Raw genomic sequence first — 20,623 nt, 5'->3', positions numbered from 1 at the left:
CGGACGCCCGGATGTCAGTTCCAGGATAGCCCGCTCCCGGGCGGCCGGGTCCCTCAGGACCAGCGTTCTGGCGACCCGCGGCCAGACGCCCGGGCGCATCCGCTGCCAAGGCGGACTGAAACCACTGCTGCTGTTGATCATCGCCATCGCGCCCACTTCGCTGGCACCGTAGCGTGCCGCCCAGTCCAGAGCCACCATGCCACCCATCGACAGGCCGATCAGACCCAGGGGCCGGGTCAGGTGCAGACTCTCCGCCCGCACCCGCTCCGCAATGGACGCAATGCTACCGGGACTTTTTTCCGCCGCCCGCACCCCCGCCCCCGGCAAATCCAGACAATGAAAACGGTGCCCCGGAAACGCTTCAGTCAGTAACTTCGGAAAAAGACCCCAATGGGCCTGCTCCCGGCTCAGGCCCCGCAACAGGATCCAGTCCACCTCAGGCCTCCCGGTACCAGTGCATCATGGCGGCCTCGCGCAACAACACCGACTGGTCGCCGGTTGGCAGCCAGTGTTCATGGCTGACCGCCGCCTGCACCAGAAAATCCATCAGCACCAGATGGGACCGCAAGACCCGCTGATGGCGGTGAGGCGCCAGCGGGTTAAAGAAGCCATCGAGTCGCAGCAACTGTCGGGGACGCTTGCGCACCCAGCGCCAGGACCCCATTTCCAGGGTCAGCGGAATAAAGGTGCCCTGTCCCTTGCGGTTAATCTGTTTGTAGAAGTAATCCCACAGGTCACCATGGGTCAGGTAGTGGGCAGACTGGGGTTCGAACACATAATTATGATTGGGGTAGGACTGTTCCCAGATCAGTTTCAGGGCCATGACTGAATCTATCCGGCGCATGGGCCGGCGCCGGTAAGCGTAGGGAAACCAGATCTGATCCTGCCAGCCAAATCCGGAATGGCAGTCCAGGGCCAGGCTGAAGGGGCGCCCTGGCAGCAGTTCTTCAATCACCCGGCTCAGGGCCTGGTTCTCCGGCTCCATGCCCTGCTCGGGGTCGCCGGTGTACCAGGGCAAGCGGGGCGACAGCCGCTGGCCGCCCAGCATGAAGGTAGACCGGCCCTGGGCGGCAATGGGGGAATTGCGCATCAGGTCGACGCCGCCGGGGTTGGCCCGCTGGTTCAGATACATACCACCGGGGTTCAGAATCGGCAGCAGGGTGATGCGGACCTTGCTCAGCAGGTCCTGTAGCTGGGCATCCCAGCGCAGGCGGGCGATCACCGAGGCCAGCCAGGCCATGACCACCTGACTGCCGATCCGCTCAAGGCCGTGCACTCCGCCAACAAACAGCACCACAGGTGCATCCGGTGAATCACTGCCCAGATCTGTTCGGTACACGGGCAAGGTCAGGTCCCTGACCTGAACCCGGGTAACCACCCGGGTGCGGACACTGTCCGGCGCTTCTGCCAGCATTCGTTCAAGCTGAACCAGTTCGGGAATGAAAGTACGCAACTGACGGCGCTGACGACCGTCCCGCTGAGCCTGCTCAGCGGCAACAGACAGATGGGGAGTAATATCTTTCAGTTCAGCCATAACGGGGTCCGGGCAAAGGCATTTTCCCCAGTATGGCCAGCCAATAAGACAGTTTGTTGACGCCGAAATATTCTGGCTACTAGCTGCCGCTGATAGAGCCAATCCCGATGCGGCTGCGCACCGTGGTCATCAGTGGTGTGGCGTAATCACGGGCTTTTTCGGCACCGGCCTTGAGAATACGGTCAAGCTGGGCCGGGTCGTCCATCAGCATATTGTAGGTGTCCCGCATCGGCGCCAGTTCCTCATTGAGGTACTCGAACAGTTGCTTCTTGGCATCACCCCAGCCAATGCCGTTCTGGTATTGGCGGCGCATGTCGGCCACCTGATCGGCGCTGGCGAAGGCGGAGTAAATCGCAAACAAAGAGCAGCCCTCCGGATCCTTGGGCTCGCCGGGCTCCAGGCTGTTGGTCTTGATCTTGTTGATCAGCTTGCGAAATTTCTTCTCATCTTCAAACAGCGGGATGGTGTTGTTGTAGCTTTTGGACATCTTGCGGCCATCCAGCCCTGGCAGCACCATACCGGACTCTTCAATGACCGCTTCCGGCAGGGTGAAGGTTTCGCCAAACAGGTAATTGAAGCGCTGGGCAATATCCCGGGCCATTTCGATGTGCTGGGTCTGATCGCGGCCAACCGGGATTTTCTGGCCGTTGAACATAAGGATGTCCGCAGCCATCAGAATCGGGTAGCAGAACAGGCCCATGGTAATGCCCCGGTCCGGGTCTGACCCTTCGGTTTCCTCGTTTTCCTGTACTGCCGCCTTGTAGGCATGGGCCCGGTTCATCAGCCCTTTGGCGGTAACGGTGGTCAGCACCCAGTTCAGCTCGGTGATTTCCGGCACATCGGTCTGCCGGTAAAAGGTTACCCGCTCCGGATCAAGACCACAGGCCAGCCAGGTGGCTGCGATGGCGCGGACGGACTCGCGAACCCGCTCCGGTTCCTGGCACTTGATCAGCGCATGGTAATCTGCAAGAAACAGGCAGGATTCGGTGTCCTCACTCTGACTGGCCCGGATCGCAGGCCGGATGGCGCCGGCGTAGTTTCCAAGGTGAGGAATGCCGGTGGTAGTGATACCCGTAAGAACTCGAGTTTTGGCCATGATTTTCGCGCTTGTGATGAAAGAAAGCAGAACCTTACCCAAAGCCGCTGCGGTGGGCAAATGCCTTTGCAAATACCACCCTGGTTTCTGATAACGGGATCAACCCCGGAATCAGCGCCAGACTGGCTGACCAGAGCACAACTCAGGTAAAGTCCAACCACAACCAGCTGTTCCGCCAACCTCCGTCACTCCGCAGGTACCCTGTCATGGCCATTCAACTCTACCAGTTCGCCATCTCTCACTTCTCCGAGAAAGTGCGCTGGGCACTGGACTACAAGGGCATACAGTATCAGCCCATCTTTATGCTGCCTGGCACCCATGTAAAAACGATTCGGGGACTTACTGGCCAGAAGCAGACCTCAGTGCCGGTGCTGGTCCACGACCAGGAGGTTATTCAGGGTTCAGCGGCCATCCTCGACTACCTCGACGCCACTTTCCCGGACAAACCGCTGCTGCCGGCGGATTCCAACAGCAAGGCCAGCGCCATCGCCTGGGAACAGCGCCTGGATCAGGAAGCAGGCCCGGCGGTTCGCACCTTTGCTTACCATCACCTGTTGCAGCGCCCGAAAATTGTGGCGCCGCTGCTGACGGCAAAGACCGCCTTTTTCAACCGCTATCTGCTCCTGCTGGCTTTCAGCCGGGTTGATGAAGGCATGCGTAACATGATGAAGATCAACGCCAGAACGGCGACCGATGCACAACAGGTGGTGGAGGCAATACTGGATGAGCTGGGGGAACACTACCGGACCTATGACTATCTGGCAGGCAACCAGCTGACCCGGGCCGATATTGCCGCTGGCGCCCTGTTTGCGCCCCTGTTCATGCCCCCGCAATACCCGGTACCCTGGCCAAAGCCCCACCGGCTACCACCTGAAATGAAAGCCTGGTCCGGCGCCAACCAGCAACGACTGGCACCTCTGGCCGCCTTTTATCAGGCTCATCGCTGAGCGGGACTGGCGGGCTCCGGGTCGTCACTGATCCCGGTAATAAACTCCCTCATTAACTGGGCCGAGCGCTCGGGCACTTCCAGCATCGGAACGTGCCCGACGTTTTCCAGCATCACCAGACGGGCATTCGGCAAATGCTGCTCGAATACCCGGGCGTTGTCCGGGTGCAGCACACGATCCTGCTCGCCCCAGACGATCAGCGCCGGCACTGACACCGTCGCCATGATCTGCTCCGGGTGGTAGTCCTCGGCGGAGGCCTGAATGGCAGCAAAAATACGATCATTGATGTCTTGCCGGGCGATCGCTTCACGTTCCATGACATCCCCCAGTGGCCATGGAATAAACGGCTTCTGCTCCAGCACAAAGTCCATCAGGCGTCGAAAATCGCCCGACTCCCGGACCACCAGTGGATTATTGCCCTCCTCAAGCTGCTCATCCAGCTCAGCCGGGTAACGGTCGGATCCGGCCGGATCATACAGCGAGATAGAGCGGACCCGCTCCGGATAGCGGCTGGCGAAATACAGGGTAATGCCTCCTCCCATGGAATTGCCCGCCATGTGCACAGAGGCCGTATCCAGCTCGTCAAGAAAACGGGTCAGGGTGGCCGCCTGGGCTTCCACCGGGTAATCACTTTCGGTGCCGGTACTGCTGTCGCCATGGCCAGCCAGATCCGGAATCAGCAGGTTATAGTCATCGGAAAGATGGGCCGCCATACGCACCCAGTTGTCCTTGCTGCCACCAAATCCGTGGATCAGCAACAGGCTGTCACGACCTTCCAGGCGGTCATTGGTCAGATAGGAGATGCGCAGTTCGCCGACATCAATCTGCTGCTCGGAAAGCCCCGCCAGACGGCGCTCCCGATCGATGAAGTATTCGTAAATATCACTGCGGGAACAGCCTGCCAGCAACGTCACCAGAAGCAACGTTGCCAGTGGCCAGAGACGACCGGTGTCCATAGTTTCCTCACTGCAGAACCGGCACTGGGCAGGGGGCCGGGCGGCCCCGCAACAGAACCGTGTTAACGTGTTCCGTACACTACCATGGTTTTACCCTTGACCTGAACCAGCCCCTGTTCTTCCAGAGTTTTCAGAACCCGGCCCACCATTTCCCGGGAACAGCCCACAATACGGCCGATCTCCTGACGGGTGATCTTGATCTGCATGCCGTCGGGGTGGGTCATGGCGTCGGGCTCCTTGCACAGATCCAGTAGCGTCCGTGCGACCCGCCCGGTCACGTCCAGAAACGCCAGGTCGCCCACCTTGCGGGTGGTCTGGCGCAAACGTGTGGCCATCTGCTCACCGATGAAATACAGCACCCGTGGATCCTGTTGGGCGATTTCACGGAATTTGGTGTAGCTGATTTCCGCCACTTCGCATTCGGTCTTGGCCTTGACCCAGGCGCTGCGGGAATCCATGTTGTCGAACAGCCCCATTTCTCCGAAAAAATCACCGGAGTTCAGATAGGCCATGATCATTTCCCGGCCATCCTCATCCTCGATGATGACGGTAACCGAACCCTTGACGATGAAGAACAGAGAGTCGCTCTTGTCACCCGCGTAGATAATGGTGCTTTTAGCGGGATAACGACGTCGGTGACATTGTGAGAGGAAGTAATCCAGGTGTTTGGTTTTCTGCTCAACCGGCCGTACGATGGTTGCCATGATAGGTGTCGTGCCTCCTAAACTGTTGCCGGTCCCTCGACCTTTATAATATGGTCTGCAATCCTGCAGACTTGTTTTTATGTGTGCAGCGCCGATCAGGACCCGGCCACCGCAATTCCCTGACGTTTGCCGAATCTGGCAGACGAACCCTGCATTGTGTCGGTTAGATTGTAGACACTATCTGCCATATTTCGCCTGTTAAGTACGAAATGAACATAACTTTATGCCGTATTTGCGGACGAAACGACATAACGCCTCAGAATCTTAAGGCCTGTTGTTAACCGCCGTCCAGCACCGGACTCTCAATACGGACGCCGGTTCACGCTTTATGCTAGCATGCCCGGCGCCAGAGTCATCCACCGATCACGGGCCCCAGGGGGATACATTAGTATGAAAGCAACCATCGACTGGACCGGTAATGCCAGCTTCAAAGCCACCAGTGCCAGCGGCCACAGTGTGCAGATGGACGGTCCACCCGATCACGGTGGCCAGAATATGGGCCCGCGTCCAATGGAACTTCTGTTGATGGGCCTGGGTGGCTGCTCCTCCTTTGACGTGGTCAGCATTCTGCAGAAGAGTCGCCAGGACGTGACCGGATGCCACGCCGAGCTCGAAGCCGAGCGCGCGGACGCGGTACCCGCAGTGTTCACAAAGATTCACCTGCACTTTGTGGTGTCCGGGCGCAACCTGAAGGAAAATCAGGTAAAACGTGCCGTCAGCCTGTCGGCCGAAAAATACTGTTCCGCCTCCATCATGCTTGAGCAGGGCGGCGTGGCCATCAGCCACAGCTACGAGATACGTGAATCCGCTGACACCGCCGGGTAGCCAACTCCTGGCGCCGTGGCCAGCGGCACGGCCATCGATGCTAAAATGTGATTTCAAACCCTATCCAACGGGATATGTGGTGTGCATAATACGCACCCTTCTCCGCCGGTCTGCGCAAAAGGTGAACAACCGGGTCAGTTATCGGTGGCGGCCTTGAGCAGGATGTTGGTTTTCAGCAGCCTGCAGTCATTCATCTCCACTTTCCGGAGGGGCTGAGCATGGAATCAAAACTCCAGCTGCATGGTTTCAATAACCTGACCAAATCCCTGAGCTTCAATATTTACGATATCTGTTTCGCTCAGACCGAAGAACAACGTGAAGCCTACATCGATTATATCGATGAAATGTACAATGCCGAGCGTCTGACCCAGATTCTGACCGACGTGGTCAAGATCATTGGCGCCAACGTGCTGAATATCGCCCGCCAGGACTATGAACCCCACGGCGCGTCAGTAACCATGCTGATTGCAGAGCATGAACTGACCAACGGTGAACCTGACAACGAAGAGTCGCCTGGTCCGCTGCCCGACACCATTGTCGCGCACCTGGACAAGAGCCACGTCACCGTCCATACCTACCCGGAAAGCCACCCTTACGAGGGCATCAGCACGTTCCGGGCCGACATTGACGTGTCCACCTGTGGCCTGATTTCGCCGCTCAAGGTGCTGAACTACCTGATCCACAGCTTCGATTCTGACGTGGTGACCGTCGACTATCGGGTGCGGGGCTTCACTCGTGACGTGGACGGCACCAAGCACTACATCGATCATGACATCAACTCGATTCAGAACTATCTGACCGAGGACACGCAAAACGCCTATCAGATGATCGACGTCAATGTGTATCAGGAAAACATGTTCCACACCAAGATGATGCTTAAAAACTTCAATCTGGATAACTACGTGTTCGGCGTTAACGCCAGTGACCTCGGCGCCGAGGAGTCCCAGTTGATTGAAGAACGTCTGAAGCGGGAAATGCTCGAGATTTTCTACTCCCGCAACGTTTGACTATCACTTCCGTTATCCAGTCCTGCCGGAGGGCACCCCGCCCTCCGGTATCTGTCTGCCAGCCTTGTTTCAGCCTGCCCGCATCATTCAGTTTTCCTGAATAACGCCTGCAGAATTCTCCGGTTTCATCCGCCATCGCCTACGGGTTTAATGAGTTCATTGACGCTCAAACACTTCGAGGTGCTCCCGATGACAACCCGACCCATCAAACGCGTGATCCCCGGAATGGAAACGTCCGATGGAGCTGGCGTTCGTATTCGCCGCTCCATTGGTCAGTCCCAGCTGATCAGGCTTGATCCGTTCCTGATGCTGGATGAGTTCGGTTCTGACAAGGCGGCCGACTACCTTGCCGGTTTCCCCTCCCATCCGCACCGGGGCTTCGAGACGGTTACCTACTTGATCGAAGGCCATATGCTCCACGAGGACCATCTGGGCAATCGTGGCAATCTGCGCAACGGCGGCGTGCAATGGATGACCGCAGGACGGGGTATCGTGCACTCGGAGATGCCGCAGCAGGAAGATGGGGTCATGCGCGGCTTTCAGCTGTGGCTCAACCTGCCGGCGGCGGAAAAGATGAAGCCTGCCGGGTATCGCGACATTCAGCCGGAGCAAATTCCGCGCATCCCGGTCGGGGACAGCGAGATCAGGCTGATCGCCGGCACCCTGATGGTTGAAGGCAAAAATCACACAGGGGCTGAAGCCGGCGGTTCAACCGAGCCATTATACGCTGACCTTCACCTGGCTCCGGGAGACGCCCTGGAGCTACCCCTGGCCAGCCACCTCAATGGCATGCTCTATCTTTACGAGGGCGACGCACAACTCGACGGCCAGGCCCTGCAGCGCAGTGCAGCCACGGTACTTGGCGAGGGTGACACGCTTACGCTCAATGCGGGCAGCAGCGGCGCCAGGGTGTTGCTGATTGCCGGCAAACCCATCGGGGAACCGGTGGTACAGTACGGCCCCTTCGTAATGAACAGTCGTCAGGAAATCGAACAGGCGCTGAGGGACTATCAGAGCGGCAGACTGACGGCCTGAGTCAGCCAGCTGCACAACCGGTATTGTCAGCCCAGGCTGTCCAGCAGCCTGGGTTTTTCAATGGAATAGCCCTGGCCATAATCCACCCCGAGGCGGCGCAACATATCCAGAGCCTCACGACTTTCAATGTGGGTTGCGATCACTTCCCGGGCCAGGTAATGGGCCATTTCCACCATCGACCGGACCATGGCCTGGTCCGTCTCACTGGTGGCGATGTTTTTGACGAAAGCGCCATCCAGCTTGATGATATCCACCGGCAGCACACGCATATACTGATAGGAAGTAGGTCCCGCCCCGAAATTGCCCAGACAGAAACGACACCCCAGCTCCTGCATTTCAGTGATGAATTCAGCCACCGCATGCACATCGCGGATAGCTGCCGCTTCGGTAATCTCGAACCAGAGACGTTCAATGGGTGCGTCTTTCTGGCTCAGCTTGTGATAGATAAACTCCAGCAGCGACTCATCGTTCAGTGAATAGCCGGACAGATTGATACAGAAGCCCGTGCCCTGCTCGCCACCCCCACGGGTTCTCAGCCAGTCCAGCATGTAGCCCACCACCCAGCGATCCACTGACTGCATCTGGTTGTAACGCTCCGCCATGCGGACAAAATCCGTGGCGGTGATCAGGTTGGCCTGATCATCGTACATGCTGATCAATACCTCGTACTGGGTGCCAAGCCGGGCCGCCTTGTGAAGCGGTATGATCTTCTGACAACGCAGCAGCATCCGCTCCTCGTTCAGATCGCCCAGTGCCGCCACCTTGGCCGCGATCTGCTCTTCGCGGCTGTGATTTTCCGGCGCCAGGTCATACACCACCCACTTACCGGCACCCAGGGCCTTGGCTTGCCGGCAGGCCTGCTCAGACGCCTTCAGCCAGCGCTCTGCCGTGGTCATTATGGAAAGCTGGGGAGCCAGTCCGGCACTGGCGGACAAGGCATAGGTGCGACCGGACCATTGCGGTTTGAGCTGTTCAATATCAGCGATGATCTGCTCCAGCGTCTGCCCCGACTCCTCCGCTGGCAGCAGAAATCCGAATTCGTCACCCTCCAGGCGCGCCAACGGCATACCATCGGTAACGCGTTGGCGCAGCACCTCTGCTACCGACTTGAGGGCCTCGTCCCCGGCGGCAAATCCGGCGGTGTCATTGAGCATACGGAACTGTCGCAGATCCAGCCGCACCAGCGTACGCTCATCTTCATGGCGGCTGAGCTGCTGCTCCAGCACCCGCTCAAACTCACGCCGCTCCAGCAACCCGGTCAGTTCATCGTGAGTGGAAGCCCAGGACAGCTGGTCGTAAACCTTACGAACCATGCGATCGATACTTTCGTCCACCAGCGGTTTACCATACTGGCTGTCGGGTACGATGATGCCCCGCTGCATCTGCTCGGCCAGTGCCGACAGCTCCAGCTCAACCACCCGCATCCCCTGGTGGTTCACAAAGACAAAGCGATTGAAGCCCCGGGCCACCCACACCAGACGAATGTATTGGGGGCTGTCCGGCTGGGTCTGATCCCGCAGCCAGTCTCCGGTCCGCAGTTTCTGGGCGCGGACGACCCAGCGCTGCAGGCGACTCTGCAATCTTTGCTCCTGCCTTGCTTCGGCGCTTTCCCGGGTCTGGGCCGGTGGCATGGGAATCATCTCGACCGGAGTATCGGCAGACCGGACGAGGAAATGCTTGAGTTCTTCGCGGACCTGGGAGGCCGGCAAATGATTGCTTGAAATGGAGGACAACCCGTCCTGGATAAGCCGCAACAACTCCGACAAGTTGATTTCGATGGAAGGATCTGCGGCAAATGCCATCAGCGAATCCACCACCGACAGGTAATCCTGCCACAGCTGGCTGTCGGGCCCCTGGCGAATCCAGGTCAGCGACAACAGATCACGCCAGCCGGCATTCAGCAAACTGATCACCGCCCTGGGAACCTCTTTCCCGGCCAGTCGGCGGTCCAGTGCCTCGGCCACGGCCGCCTTGGAATCGGCCACTTTCTGGGCGCCCTCAGCGGCGGCGGTTACTCGTTCCACATTGCGCCGGTAGATCAGGTTCTGGCGATCGATCAGGTTATCCAGTTCACCGACGGCGCCTTCAAAAACCCGGGTATCCTGTTCAAACTCGGTGGCAATCCGGCTGACCAGGTCATCGACCCGGCGCTGCACCACCGGATTGGTGCGGCTGCCCTTGGCGCCCAGCTGTGCCAGCCGGTTCATCACGCCCCGCACCGGACTCTCGATGTCGTCAAAAAACGCAGGATCCCGGAGTACCACTTTCAGCACCGGCACTTCCAGCTGACGGATCTGACGACGGGTTGATTCGGACAGCTTGGGACTTTCAATCACACTGTTGAAGAAACGGTCCACCACATCCAGCGTATTCTGCTGTTCATCATTAAGGCCATGGTTACCGGTGCTTCTGACCCGCTCAATAACCCGTTTTTTAAGGGGTAACTCTTCAGTCTCCGGTGCCGGGGTCAATTGCAGGCCATGGAGCTCCTTCTGAAACTCTCCCGCTGAAAGGGGCCGGGCATCCTCAGGGAACGGAGGCGGCTCGGTGGCCGTGACCAGGCGACCCGCCTTAAGGGTGTCCATCAGGTTGCGGACCGTGGCGAACGCGGACCGGGCGGTATTCATGTGATCCTGAAACGAGCCGGAACCCGCACTGCGAGTGCGCTCAGCCTGTCCGGAATTCTGATCAGGGGACACCTGCACGCCAGCAACCGGGCTGGTGCCCGGAGAATCCGCTGCCGGGGCCGCCGGGGGCTTGCTTTGTTCCGGGGCCCTGGACGTCTCCCTGGGTTCTGCCGCAGTCCGTGGTTTGCGCTCGCTGAGGTAACGGCTGAGATCCAGATCCGGCAGGATGCCATGGCGCACCAGAATCTGATTAAGCTCTTGATAAAGTGGGCCTATCTTCTGAAGGACCACGGTTTCGAAGGTTTTCAGGCAGATCTTTTCCACCGGCCGGTTCACCCGAAGGCTCTCAAGAGCTGTGTGGAAAGCCTCACAGACCAGTGACGGCCCCAGGGGGTTCTGATGACCGGTGGCGTTGGTGACGCCCAGCCTGTCCAGCCGCATTCTTAACTGCAACAGCTCGGCACGATACAAGGTGTCTGCCTTGGTCACCATCACCTTGACGGCAAGCCAGTCCTCAAACTCGCCCTTGTCCACCAGCGACAGCGAACTGGCGGAGGCATCCGCACGCTGAGGCTTCAGGGGCGACTCCAGAGCTCTGGACATCAGCAGCCACATTGACCGGTAACGGGCGTCCACCTGGCCAGCCGCGTCCATGAATTCATTGGCCTGCTGGTCATTGGACGCTTTCAGGGCTGCCTGGCGTAGCGCTTCTGAAAGCGCCGAAAAACAGTCACCCATCAACGGCTCAATGTGTTTGATCACCGCCCGGGCACACTGGTGAAGAACGAACTGAACCCGTTCGCTGGGAGGCTTCAGCGCCGCCCTCTCCTGATTCGGGCCATCCGCACCGCACTGGTTGAGCATGGCGCTGACAGCCTCGTGGCTCGCATGCGCAAACTCAACGCCCATGGCACCGTCAATCATCCTCACCGGACGGGCCTTGAGCTCATGACGACGCTGACCATCGGGTGTTCGGAAAAAAATGCCGAGGTCGCTGCCGGGATGACTGTTCAGATAGTGTCGGATTTTTTCAGAGGTATCGCCGGCATAGCGCACGAAGAGACCTTCGGCGCAAAAATCCGCGATCTGGCAGGGCCAGACTCCCGCATCTCCCAGATCAACCTGAGCGGCGAGTTTGATGGGACGTCGGGGGCTGGAGCGTCGTTCCTTCGGATCCATTGACTACCTGATCTTTGGCAAAGCAGGCTGTCCGTGCGGATAACCTGCGGTTCCCTTGGTTGTGGTGACATGAAACATGACGACATAATCGGCTTATCGTCAATAATGACAGTTATTTCATCTGAGAAAAAGCCCTGAAATGGCCCGTTTCACGGCAAAAACTAATCCAGAGTTTTCACAAAAACCTTGGAGTTACGAGTGGCATTATACACCGCCAGCTTCGGTCCCGGCAGCGACTGCACCGCCGTTGGCTCGAAGCCCCGTTCCCGGAACCAGTGTTCGGTCTGGGTGGTCAATACGAACAGGCGCACAAGCCCCTCGGCCCGGGCCATGCGCTCAATCATTGCGAGAATCTCGTCACCACGTCCGGACCGGCGGTAACCCGGGTCCACCGCGAAACAGGACAGTTCTCCGGCGCCTTCGTCAGCCCAGGCGTAAAGCGCAGCACAGCCGACAATCATGCCATCCCGTTCGGCCACCACAAACCGCTCGATTTCGGTTTCCAGCATTTCCCGGGAACGACGCACCAGGATGCCCTGATCTTCCAGCGGCTGGATCAGACCCAGAATTCCGCCGATGTCCTCAACCCGCGCCCGCCGGATCTGCTCGTAATTGTCATCGCTGACCAGCGTACCTGAACCATCCCGGGTAAACAGCTCTTCCAGCAGGGCCCCATCCTTGTCGTAACTGATGATGTGGGCCCGGCGGACACCCTTGACACAGGCGTCACAGGCGGCCCGAAGCAGGTCCGCATCGTGACCGGAAATAACCTGCTCGGCCACCTTGGCCAGGGCCTGGCGCACCGTCATTTCCCGAATCAGCGAACCGTCCTCGTCCAGCACCCCGGCGTCGTCGGTAAAGACAATCAGCTTTTCCGCCTTCAGCGCAGCAGCGGTCTGACTGCCCACGTCTTCATAGGAAAGATTGAACACGTCTCCGGTGGGCGAATAACCTTGCGGCGGCATCAGCACGATATGACCCAGTGCCAGCAGCCGCTCAATACCTTCAGCGTCGATCCGGCGGACACGGCCGGTGTAGCCGTGGTCGATACCCTCCAGCACACCCGCCGGCCTGGCGGTGACGAAATTGCCACTGCTCACCCGGATACGGGCACCGTGCATGGGCGAATTCACCAGGCCCATGGACAAGCGGCTTTCGAGCCAGGACCTCATGGAACCCACGGCTTCCATGACCAGCGGCAGATCTGCCTCTTTGGTGATACGAAGACCATTGGCAAATTCGGTAGCGTGACCGGCATTTTCCAGCTGCGACTGAATCTGGGGGCGGGCACCAAAAGCCACCACCAGACGGATGCCGAGGCTGCTGAGCAGGGTTATGTCGTGAATGATGTTGAGCAGGTTGTCACTGGCCACGGCTTCTCCCGCCAGCACCAGAACCACGGTACGGCCACGATGGGCATTGATATAGGGAGACGAATGACGAAAGCCATGCAACCAGTTGTTCTCACTCATAAGCAGTAATGCCTGATCAGTTTTTTCAGCAGATTAACGGTCGGATCCAGCTGCGACAAGGCCAGATACTCGTCAGGTTGATGGGCCTGGTCAATGGACCCCGGTCCCATCACCAGGGTTTCAATGCCCAGCTGCTGCAGCCAGGGGGCTTCCGTGGCGAAGGCAACGGAGCTGGCGGTGTGTCCGGTCAGCTTCTCGCAGAGCTTCACCAGGTCCGCTGTGGCCGCTGTCTCAAAAGGCGGCACGCCATCAAACAGCGGCTCGAAGGTAAGGCTCAGCTCCCGGCTTTGGGCAATAGGCTGCAACCTGGTGAGAATGTCCTGCCGGAGTTCTTCCATTCCCATGCCCGGTAATGGGCGTAGATCAAAGTGCAGCTCACAACGCCCACAAATCCGGTTCGGATTATCACCACCATGGATACAGCCCAGATTCAGGGTTGGCACCTGCACCCTGAAGTGAGGGTTGCGGAACCTGTCCTGCCAGCCGGCCCGCAATGCCAGCAGCTCGGTCATGGCCTCATGCATGCCCTCAAGGGCACTGCGCCCCAGCTCCGGATCCGATGAATGGCCGGACTGTCCCTCAAACACCAGGCGTTCCATCATGATGCCCTTGTGCATCCGCACCGGCCGCAACCCGGTAGGCTCGCCGATCACCGCATAGCGGGCCTTTGGGCGTCCGGCCGCCACCAGCGCCTGGGCGCCGTTCATGGAGCTTTCTTCATCAGCGGTTGCGAGGAGAATCAATGGCTGTTTCAGGGTGCGACCAGCAGCATCACGGGCCGCCTCGATAGCAAGGGCAAAAAACCCCTTCATGTCACAAGTTCCCAGTCCGTAGAGGCGGTCGTTTTTCTCGGTCAGGCGGAAGGGGTCGGTCTGCCAGCGCTGATCATCGAAGGGCACGGTATCGGTATGGCCGGACAGCACCAGGCCGCCGGGGCCGGAACCGAGCGTCGCGATCAGGTTGTATTTCCCGGGCATGCCCGGTACCGGCATGATCTCGTTGGCGAAGCCCAGGGCCTCGAGCCATTCCGCCAGCAGCCGCACCACCGGCTCATTGCTGTGATCCCAGTCCGGATTGGCACTGCTGATCGAGGGAATTGCCACCAGCTGCGACAGCATGGAACGGATATCCGGTGGCACGGTTCCCGCGTGAGCGGGAGAATTCTGAGACTGGGTGGACATAGCCAATTCCTGCCTGATCAGGGGCGGCCCGGCCGGGGCCTCAGCGTTGCCCCTGACGCCATACCTCAAACCGGTCGATCGCCCTCAGTACCATGGGGTAGGCAACTTCACCGCCACCTACGTTACGCGCTACTTCCATTCGTTCGTCATCGATTCCGGACAAACGCCCTTCAACCACACGCGCGTTGTTCAGAGTAACCCGGACCCGGTAGCCAAGCCAGCGCTCAGCGTCGTCCAGCGTCGCAAGCTGCCAGCGAGAGTCGGCGACACCGGACCCCACACCAGACGGCACTACAGGCTCAATGGCCGGTGCCGGCAATTCCTCTTCGTCCTTAATGGCTGCCTGCAGGTACACATCCGGTACCTCTGCGCCGTTATAAGTAACGTTCAGGAACAAACCCTCCGCAGACGCGTCTGGCTCCGACTCTGCTGGCGCCGCGCGAACCGGTATTCCGAACGCCTCCCGGTCCGGATATAGCGACATGACCAGCTCGCCGCCCTCGGTGAGCCACTGCCGATACAAAGCCAGGGTCTGAGGCGCAGGCTGGTAACCACGAGCGTTCAATCCCTCGGCAAAGGACATCATTACCGTGTCGGCCCACTGATCCGGCGGCTGTCCCGTTTCCCGGGCACAATAGGCGGTAATCCGGCGCATCAGACCCGCATCCCGCAGGGTCACCCTGACCTCACCGGAGGTCGATACAAGCTTCAGCCCCGTGTCTGTGAGCTGCAGTTTCGCGGTCGGCCAGAACAGATCCAGACCGCCCGTTGTCCAGGTGTGTACTTCAAGATTCAGTCCACCAGCGGTCTGCTTCAGCAGCGCATCACCCGCAATCCGGTCAATGCCCATACGCATGAAATCGCCGCTGCCCAGATGCTGGCGGGCATCCGGCCCACACACCGGCGCAAACAGGGGCACCGGAGCCTCCCCGCCCGCTGTTACCCAGTTACGGAACAGGGCCGCATCAAGGTTCATGACCGTACGGTCGAAACGCAGACTCCATTGCTCCGGCAGCTCGTTGCGCCCCAGCGCCAGCATCAGCGCCATGGCATCCGGTGCCGAGAACTGTGCCCGCTCCATAGCCAGAGGACTGGTCAGACGAAAAGATTCGAACTGCAGCTCGTTCACCGTCACGTCTCCGGTGACACCCGAGCCCGTGCGCCCCCAGGTCAGCGCGCCGGCACTGGACCAGGACTCGCGGAGATCCGCCAGTGTCTGCTCCGTCAGCCACCACGCGGCTCCCTTGAAACCCACCCAGGCGACAATGACCAGGATAACCAACAACGACAGCAGTTTTTTCACGGCATATCCTCTCGGTCAGATCCGACCGTCCCTTGAACCCGTCTTGCAGACCTTAACTCCGTATCGCCATCGAATGCCGGTAACTGCGTCAATTTCTGGAAATACCTCGTTAATTTCTGGAAATAAGAGTACCGACACCTTCATCAGTGAAAATTTCCAGCAAGGTGGCATGGGCAACCCGTCCATCAATGATGTGAGCCGTTTTGACGCCATTCTCGACCGCGCTCAGGGCGCAGCGAATCTTGGGCAGCATGCCACCGTGAATGGTACCGTCGGCAATAAGGCTGTTGACCTGGGCCGCGGTCAGCCCCGTCAATACCTTGTCGTCCTTGCTCTTGAGGCCCGAAACATTGGTCAGCAGTATCAGTTTCTCGGCATTCATGGCCTCCGCAACCTTACCCGCAACCAGGTCAGCATTGATATTGTAGGAGGTGCCATCTGCACCCACGCCAATCGGGGCAATCACCGGGATGACGTCGCTGTTGGTCAGCATCTCGATCACCTTGACGTTGACCGACGACACCTCGCCGACATGACCGATATCGATGATCTCGGGCCGCGCCAGCTCATCACTCTGCTCGGCAAACACCTCCAGTTTGCGGGCACGAATCAGGTTTGCATCCTTGCCGGTGAGGCCAACGGCAGTGCCGCCATGAGCATTGATCAGCGAAACAATTTCCTTGTTGACCTGGCCACCCAGCACCATTTCCACCACATCCATGGTCTGGCTGTCGGTGACCCGCATGCCGTTAACGAAATGGGACTTGATGTTCAGACGGTTGAGCAGCTCGCCAATTTGCGGGCCGCCACCATGGACGATAATGGGGTTGATACCCACCAGTTTCATCATCACCATGTCGCGGGCAAAGCTGCTCTTCAGGTCTTCGTTTTCCATGGCGTTGCCGCCGTACTTGATCACCACGGTCTTTCCGGTAAACCGTTGGATATAGGGCAGCGCCTTGCTCAGTACATCTGCCACCTGCATTGCGGTTTCACGATCCAGTGCCATTCAGTGTGCCTTCATTGTTGGGGGTCAGGCCCGCCGGGTCAGAGCGGGCCAGGTTTGGGTTGTCAGAACGTAATGGTCACTTCCGGTGCAAGCGCCTTCAACTGGCCGCGGAAAATCGCCTTGATGCGCTCAAGCGCGGGCTCGGTTTCCGCCTCAAATCGCAACACCAGCGCCGGTGTGGTATTGGAAGCCCGGCAGAGTCCCCAGCCATCGGGGTAATCAACGCGAATACCATCAATGGTACTGATGTTTGCCTCGCCAAAACCCGCTCGCTGGGCCAGTCGCTCTATGATCTTGAACTTGCTTTCATCGGTCGCCTCCAGATTCAGCTCCGGAGTGCTGAAATCCTCGGGAAATTCCGCGAATACCTCATCGCTCTGACGATCTTCAATGCCCAGAATTTCCAGTAACCGGGCGGCAGAATAAAGGCCGTCATCAAAGCCGTACCAGCGCTCGGCAAAGAAGATATGGCCGCTCATTTCGCCCGCCAGCAGGGCGCCGGTTTCCTTCATTTTGGCTTTCATCAGTGAGTGGCCGGTTTTCCACATGACCGGGCGGCCACCGGCCGAGGAAATCACATTGGCCAGACGGCGGCTGCACTTGACGTCATAGAGCACGTCGGTACCCGGATTGCGGGCGACCACATCTTTTGCAAACAGCATCAACAGACGATCCGGCCAGATTATCTTGCCCTCGTTGGTGACCACGCCAATGCGGTCACCGTCACCGTCAAAGGCAATACCCAGATCGGCTTTCTCAGCCACCACACGGTCGATCAGGTCCTGCAGATTCTCCGGTTTACCCGGGTCAGGGTGATGATTGGGAAAGTCCCCATCAACCTCGCAATACAACGGAATAACGTCACAACCCAGTTCTTCGATCAGCAGCGGACCCAGCTCACCGGCAATACCATTGCCGGCATCAACCACCACCCGCAAGGGCGCAGCAACCGCAATATCACCGAGAATCCGGTCAAGATAATCCCGCCGTATATCCTGGTCACTGAGGGCACCCTGGCCCTGCCTGAAATCACCGGTCTGGATCCGCTGCAACAGTTTCTGAATGGCCTCGCCGGACAGCGCTTCTCCGTCCAGCACGGTTTTCAGGCCGTTATAGTTAGAAGGGTTATGGCTACCGGTCACCATTACCCCGGATCCGGTGCCCAGATGATAGGTGGCAAAATACAACACCGGCGTTGGCACCGCACCCACACGGATAACGTTGCAGCCGGTGCTGATCACACCCCGGGCCAGGGCATCTGCCAGCTCCGGACTGGAGTGACGGCCATCGAAGCCGATACACAAGGTATCCTGGCCCCGGTCCAGAGCCTCGGAGCCAATCGCCTGCCCGATCAGGGATACCACTTCTCCGGTCAGCGTTTCATCCACAATGCCACGGATGTCGTAAGCCCGGAAAATACCCGGCGCCACCTCAACCTGCGGCAATAACACTTCTTCAACCTCCGGCGAGGTCGCAGAATGACCAAAACCCAGCACATCGTCATCACCGTCCAGCATGTCTATATCCGGCATATCACGGTCCTGGAACAGGGGTTCGTCGCCAGCCTGGCCGGATGCGGGAGCGGGACGGGTAGCGCTGGCGTTTTTCTCCGTCCGCTTATCGACGGCTCTGGCCAGACGCTGGAGCACATCCCCGGCGACTGCCGGAAGTTCCCACCTGAGCTCCGGCATGACGGACTTTTCACCGGCAAATACTTTCTGGGCCCACTGCACCAGCAGCAACATGTCCTTGCGCAGGCCAGAGGCCGCCGTTGACAGCAGCAACCACACCGCAATTGCGGCCACCAGGAATCCGGCCATCACCAGTGCAAGAACCATAAACGGGTTCAGTAGCGGCGCCGATGAGGCAGGTTGGTAACGCAGGCTCCAGTCAGCCACTGACACCCGCCGCTCAACCAGGGGACCATCACCCTGACCCACACCCAGCACTTCCCGGGCCTGCCCGGACACCTGCTGTACCAGGGTGGCACGGCCACCGGTATTGGTCATGGCCGATGCCAGGCTGTCTCCGCGAAAGATCACGACAACGGTACCTTCCACCGCCTGGCTGACGGGGTTACGCACCCTGGTGGCAGCCTGAATCAGCCATTGCCCGTTGCGGGGGAAGGCATCAGGTGCAATGTCCCGGCCGGATTCTGCCCTGCGGGCCAGATCAAGGGTCGCAAAGCCAAGCCCCAGGTCTTCATCGGCACGACGGGGGATGGTGCCATAGGGAAACACAAAGACCTGTTCGATATCCGGCAGCAGCTGCGCCAGATCCTCTGCCAGAGGCTGTCTCCCGGAGCCTTCTGCAAACGCCTGTCGAACCGAGGCCTGACTGCCCAGCCCTGTCACCAGAGCCTGAATCCAGGACAGTCGCTGTTCGATCCGCGCTGTCGCCTGGGTCGCGCCCAGATCTGCCTGCGCCTGCTCGCGGGCACTCTCGGAGGGCACCAGAACCAGCAGATACAGCAGCGCACTGACGGCCACGCCCACCACCACCACCAACAGCGCCTGAGCTCCTGCGACACTACCAAGCTTTTTCAGACCTTTACCGGGGCGGTCATCCACAAGTGCCTGCCCTTTCCTGCTGGCTTTTTTCTTGTTCGACGGCTGAGGCTTGGCGCCGACCTCATCCACCGGTTTTTTCTTGCCAAATTTCATGGTCCGCTCCGTCTGACGGTATGGATCTGCACGCTACTGCATGCCAGGAGTATAGCTTGCTTATCCGGGACGATAGAGATCAACGACCGCCGCCCTTAATGGCGTCCGGTTGAACCGAAGCCGCCTTCACCCCGGTCGCTGGCGTGAAACCGATCAACCACCTCGAATTCCGCCTGAACCACCGGCACCAGAACCATCTGGGCTATCCGCTCAGCCACATCAATGGTGAAGCTGGTCTGGCCCCGGTTCCAGCAGGACACCATCAGCTCACCCTGATAATCGGAGTCAATCAGTCCCACCAGATTGCCAAGCACGATACCGTGCTTATGGCCCAGGCCACTGCGAGGCAGAATCATTGCCGCCAGCGATGGGTCAGCGATATACACCGAGAGCCCGGTACCGATCAGCGCCGTGTCACCCGGCTCCAGTGTCAGCGCCTGGTCCAGACACGCCCGTAAATCCAGGCCAGCGGAACCGCCAGTGGCGTATTCAGGAAACGGAATCTGTTTGCCGATGCGAGGATCAAGAATACGTAACTGTATGGGTTGCTTGCTCATCAGGTTTCCTTTGTCATTGTCGCCCGGACCAGGGCTCAGGCGCCGGCAGCGGCTTTACGTTCCGCAATCAGTTTGACCAGTTCGCGGGCGATCACGGTTTTGGCCGATGGCCCCAGGGATACCCTGCCGCCGGGCCAGAACACGGTAACGGCGTTGTCGTCGCTGTTAAAACCGATACCTGGCGCCGACACATCATTGGCAACAATCATCGATAATTGCTTGCGTGCCATTTTATCCGTCGCATAGTGCTCCAGGTCTGTGGTCTCTGCCGCAAAACCAACAGTAAATGGTGCATCTGCCCTCGCCGCGACCGTTGCCAGGGTGTCGGGGTTGCGAATCATGGTCACCGACATCCGCTCGCCGACTTTCTTTATCTTCTCACCTGCACAGACCTCCGGGCGGTAATCAGCCACTGCAGCGGTGGCCACAAACACATCAGCGCCATCGTCAACCGCCGCCATACTGGCTGCCAGCATCTGCTCGGCTGTGGTGACCTGCACCAGAGTGACCCCCGGGGGAGCCGCCAGT

16 protein-coding genes and 1 pseudogene are annotated in these 20,623 nt (G+C 59.2%); 4 read left to right on the top strand and 13 right to left on the bottom strand.

The window, feature by feature from the left end:
• The 3 genes and pseudogenes from AAC035_RS05810 to AAC035_RS05800 form a co-directional block, all read right to left on the bottom strand.
• On the bottom strand, positions 1-435 hold a 435-nt coding region (locus AAC035_RS05810), incomplete at its 3' end, for an alpha/beta fold hydrolase (protein ID WP_339801152.1).
• Between the two features lies 1 nt (position 436).
• A complete protein-coding gene (locus tag AAC035_RS05805; protein ID WP_339801149.1) occupies positions 437-1,534 on the bottom strand; it encodes a M14 family zinc carboxypeptidase in 1,098 nt (365 codons plus the stop codon).
• Positions 1,535-1,634: 100 nt separating this feature from the next.
• Positions 1,635-2,630 (bottom strand): annotated as a pseudogene (locus AAC035_RS05800) (tryptophan--tRNA ligase); the annotation flags it as partial.
• Positions 2,631-2,836: 206 nt separating this feature from the next.
• On the opposite strand from AAC035_RS05800, the gene AAC035_RS05795 reads away from it, so the two are divergent.
• Complete coding sequence (locus AAC035_RS05795) at positions 2,837-3,577, top strand: glutathione S-transferase family protein (RefSeq protein WP_339801147.1); 741 nt, start codon at positions 2,837-2,839, stop codon at positions 3,575-3,577.
• Here the strand turns inward: AAC035_RS05795 and AAC035_RS05790 are convergent.
• Both AAC035_RS05790 and crp read right to left on the bottom strand, forming a co-directional pair.
• A complete protein-coding gene (locus AAC035_RS05790) occupies positions 3,568-4,533 on the bottom strand; it encodes an alpha/beta fold hydrolase (RefSeq protein WP_339801144.1) in 966 nt (321 codons plus the stop codon). The two genes, AAC035_RS05795 and AAC035_RS05790, sit on opposite strands and share 10 nt — an antisense overlap.
• A gap of 62 nt (positions 4,534-4,595) precedes the next feature.
• On the bottom strand, positions 4,596-5,237 hold the full coding sequence (crp, locus tag AAC035_RS05785) for a cAMP-activated global transcriptional regulator CRP (RefSeq protein WP_091853186.1): 642 nt from the start codon (positions 5,235-5,237) through the stop codon (positions 4,596-4,598).
• 390 nt (positions 5,238-5,627) lie between these two features.
• Between crp and AAC035_RS05780 the strand changes: the two genes are divergently transcribed.
• From AAC035_RS05780 to AAC035_RS05770, 3 genes are all read left to right on the top strand, one after another.
• On the top strand, positions 5,628-6,062 hold the full coding sequence (locus AAC035_RS05780; protein WP_339801136.1) for an OsmC family protein: 435 nt from the start codon (positions 5,628-5,630) through the stop codon (positions 6,060-6,062).
• A gap of 218 nt (positions 6,063-6,280) precedes the next feature.
• Positions 6,281-7,069, top strand: coding sequence for an adenosylmethionine decarboxylase (speD, locus tag AAC035_RS05775; protein ID WP_339801133.1), 789 nt, complete (start codon positions 6,281-6,283; stop codon positions 7,067-7,069).
• Between the two features lie 189 nt (positions 7,070-7,258).
• Entirely contained in the window at positions 7,259-8,104 is an 846-nt protein-coding gene (locus AAC035_RS05770; protein ID WP_339801131.1) for a pirin family protein, read from the top strand.
• Between the two features lie 26 nt (positions 8,105-8,130).
• Here the strand turns inward: AAC035_RS05770 and AAC035_RS05765 are convergent, their stop codons facing one another.
• From AAC035_RS05765 to AAC035_RS05730, 8 genes are all read right to left on the bottom strand, one after another.
• The gene (locus AAC035_RS05765) at positions 8,131-11,910 is read right to left on the bottom strand and encodes a DUF1631 family protein (protein WP_339801128.1); all 3,780 of its coding nucleotides are present in this window, start codon (positions 11,908-11,910) and stop codon (positions 8,131-8,133) included.
• Between the two features lie 161 nt (positions 11,911-12,071).
• Positions 12,072-13,382: an amino-acid N-acetyltransferase gene (argA, locus tag AAC035_RS05760; protein WP_339801125.1), complete on the bottom strand. Its 1,311-nt coding sequence runs from the start codon at positions 13,380-13,382 to the stop codon at positions 12,072-12,074.
• The gene (gene argE / locus AAC035_RS05755; protein ID WP_339801122.1) at positions 13,379-14,563 is read right to left on the bottom strand and encodes an acetylornithine deacetylase; all 1,185 of its coding nucleotides are present in this window, start codon (positions 14,561-14,563) and stop codon (positions 13,379-13,381) included. Before argE ends, argA begins: the two co-directional genes overlap by 4 nt.
• Positions 14,564-14,603: 40 nt before the next feature.
• Positions 14,604-15,866 (bottom strand): acetylornithine deacetylase, encoded by a 1,263-nt coding sequence (locus AAC035_RS05750; RefSeq protein ID WP_339801119.1) that lies wholly within the window; start codon positions 15,864-15,866, stop codon positions 14,604-14,606.
• 109 nt (positions 15,867-15,975) lie between these two features.
• Positions 15,976-16,875, bottom strand: coding sequence for an acetylglutamate kinase (gene argB, locus AAC035_RS05745; protein WP_339801117.1), 900 nt, complete (start codon positions 16,873-16,875; stop codon positions 15,976-15,978).
• 62 nt (positions 16,876-16,937) lie between these two features.
• A complete protein-coding gene (locus AAC035_RS05740) occupies positions 16,938-19,538 on the bottom strand; it encodes a phosphomannomutase/phosphoglucomutase (protein WP_339801114.1) in 2,601 nt (866 codons plus the stop codon).
• 95 nt (positions 19,539-19,633) lie between these two features.
• Positions 19,634-20,095 (bottom strand): dUTP diphosphatase, encoded by a 462-nt coding sequence (gene dut / locus AAC035_RS05735; protein WP_339801112.1) that lies wholly within the window; start codon positions 20,093-20,095, stop codon positions 19,634-19,636.
• 35 nt (positions 20,096-20,130) lie between these two features.
• On the bottom strand, positions 20,131-20,623 hold a 493-nt coding region (locus AAC035_RS05730), incomplete at its 5' end, for a phosphopantothenoylcysteine decarboxylase (RefSeq protein ID WP_339801109.1).

It is taken from the genome of uncultured Marinobacter sp. (genome assembly GCF_963974375.1).
Lineage (GTDB): Bacteria > Pseudomonadota > Gammaproteobacteria > Pseudomonadales > Oleiphilaceae > Marinobacter.
This window is presented reverse-complemented; position numbering and strand designations above follow the sequence as displayed.

Coding starts and splice junctions, on each gene's coding strand:
- AAC035_RS05805 (WP_339801149.1), bottom strand. CDS start 1,534: ATGGCTGAACTGAAAGATATTACTCCCCATCTGTCTGTTGCCGCTGAG.
- AAC035_RS05795 (WP_339801147.1), top strand. CDS start 2,837: ATGGCCATTCAACTCTACCAGTTCGCCATCTCTCACTTCTCCGAGAAA.
- AAC035_RS05790 (WP_339801144.1), bottom strand. CDS start 4,533: ATGGACACCGGTCGTCTCTGGCCACTGGCAACGTTGCTTCTGGTGACG.
- crp (WP_091853186.1), bottom strand. CDS start 5,237: ATGGCAACCATCGTACGGCCGGTTGAGCAGAAAACCAAACACCTGGAT.
- AAC035_RS05780 (WP_339801136.1), top strand. CDS start 5,628: ATGAAAGCAACCATCGACTGGACCGGTAATGCCAGCTTCAAAGCCACC.
- speD (WP_339801133.1), top strand. CDS start 6,281: ATGGAATCAAAACTCCAGCTGCATGGTTTCAATAACCTGACCAAATCC.
- AAC035_RS05770 (WP_339801131.1), top strand. CDS start 7,259: ATGACAACCCGACCCATCAAACGCGTGATCCCCGGAATGGAAACGTCC.
- AAC035_RS05765 (WP_339801128.1), bottom strand. CDS start 11,910: ATGGATCCGAAGGAACGACGCTCCAGCCCCCGACGTCCCATCAAACTC.
- argA (WP_339801125.1), bottom strand. CDS start 13,382: ATGAGTGAGAACAACTGGTTGCATGGCTTTCGTCATTCGTCTCCCTAT.
- argE (WP_339801122.1), bottom strand. CDS start 14,563: ATGTCCACCCAGTCTCAGAATTCTCCCGCTCACGCGGGAACCGTGCCA.
- argB (WP_339801117.1), bottom strand. CDS start 16,875: ATGGCACTGGATCGTGAAACCGCAATGCAGGTGGCAGATGTACTGAGC.
- AAC035_RS05740 (WP_339801114.1), bottom strand. CDS start 19,538: ATGAAATTTGGCAAGAAAAAACCGGTGGATGAGGTCGGCGCCAAGCCT.
- dut (WP_339801112.1), bottom strand. CDS start 20,095: ATGAGCAAGCAACCCATACAGTTACGTATTCTTGATCCTCGCATCGGC.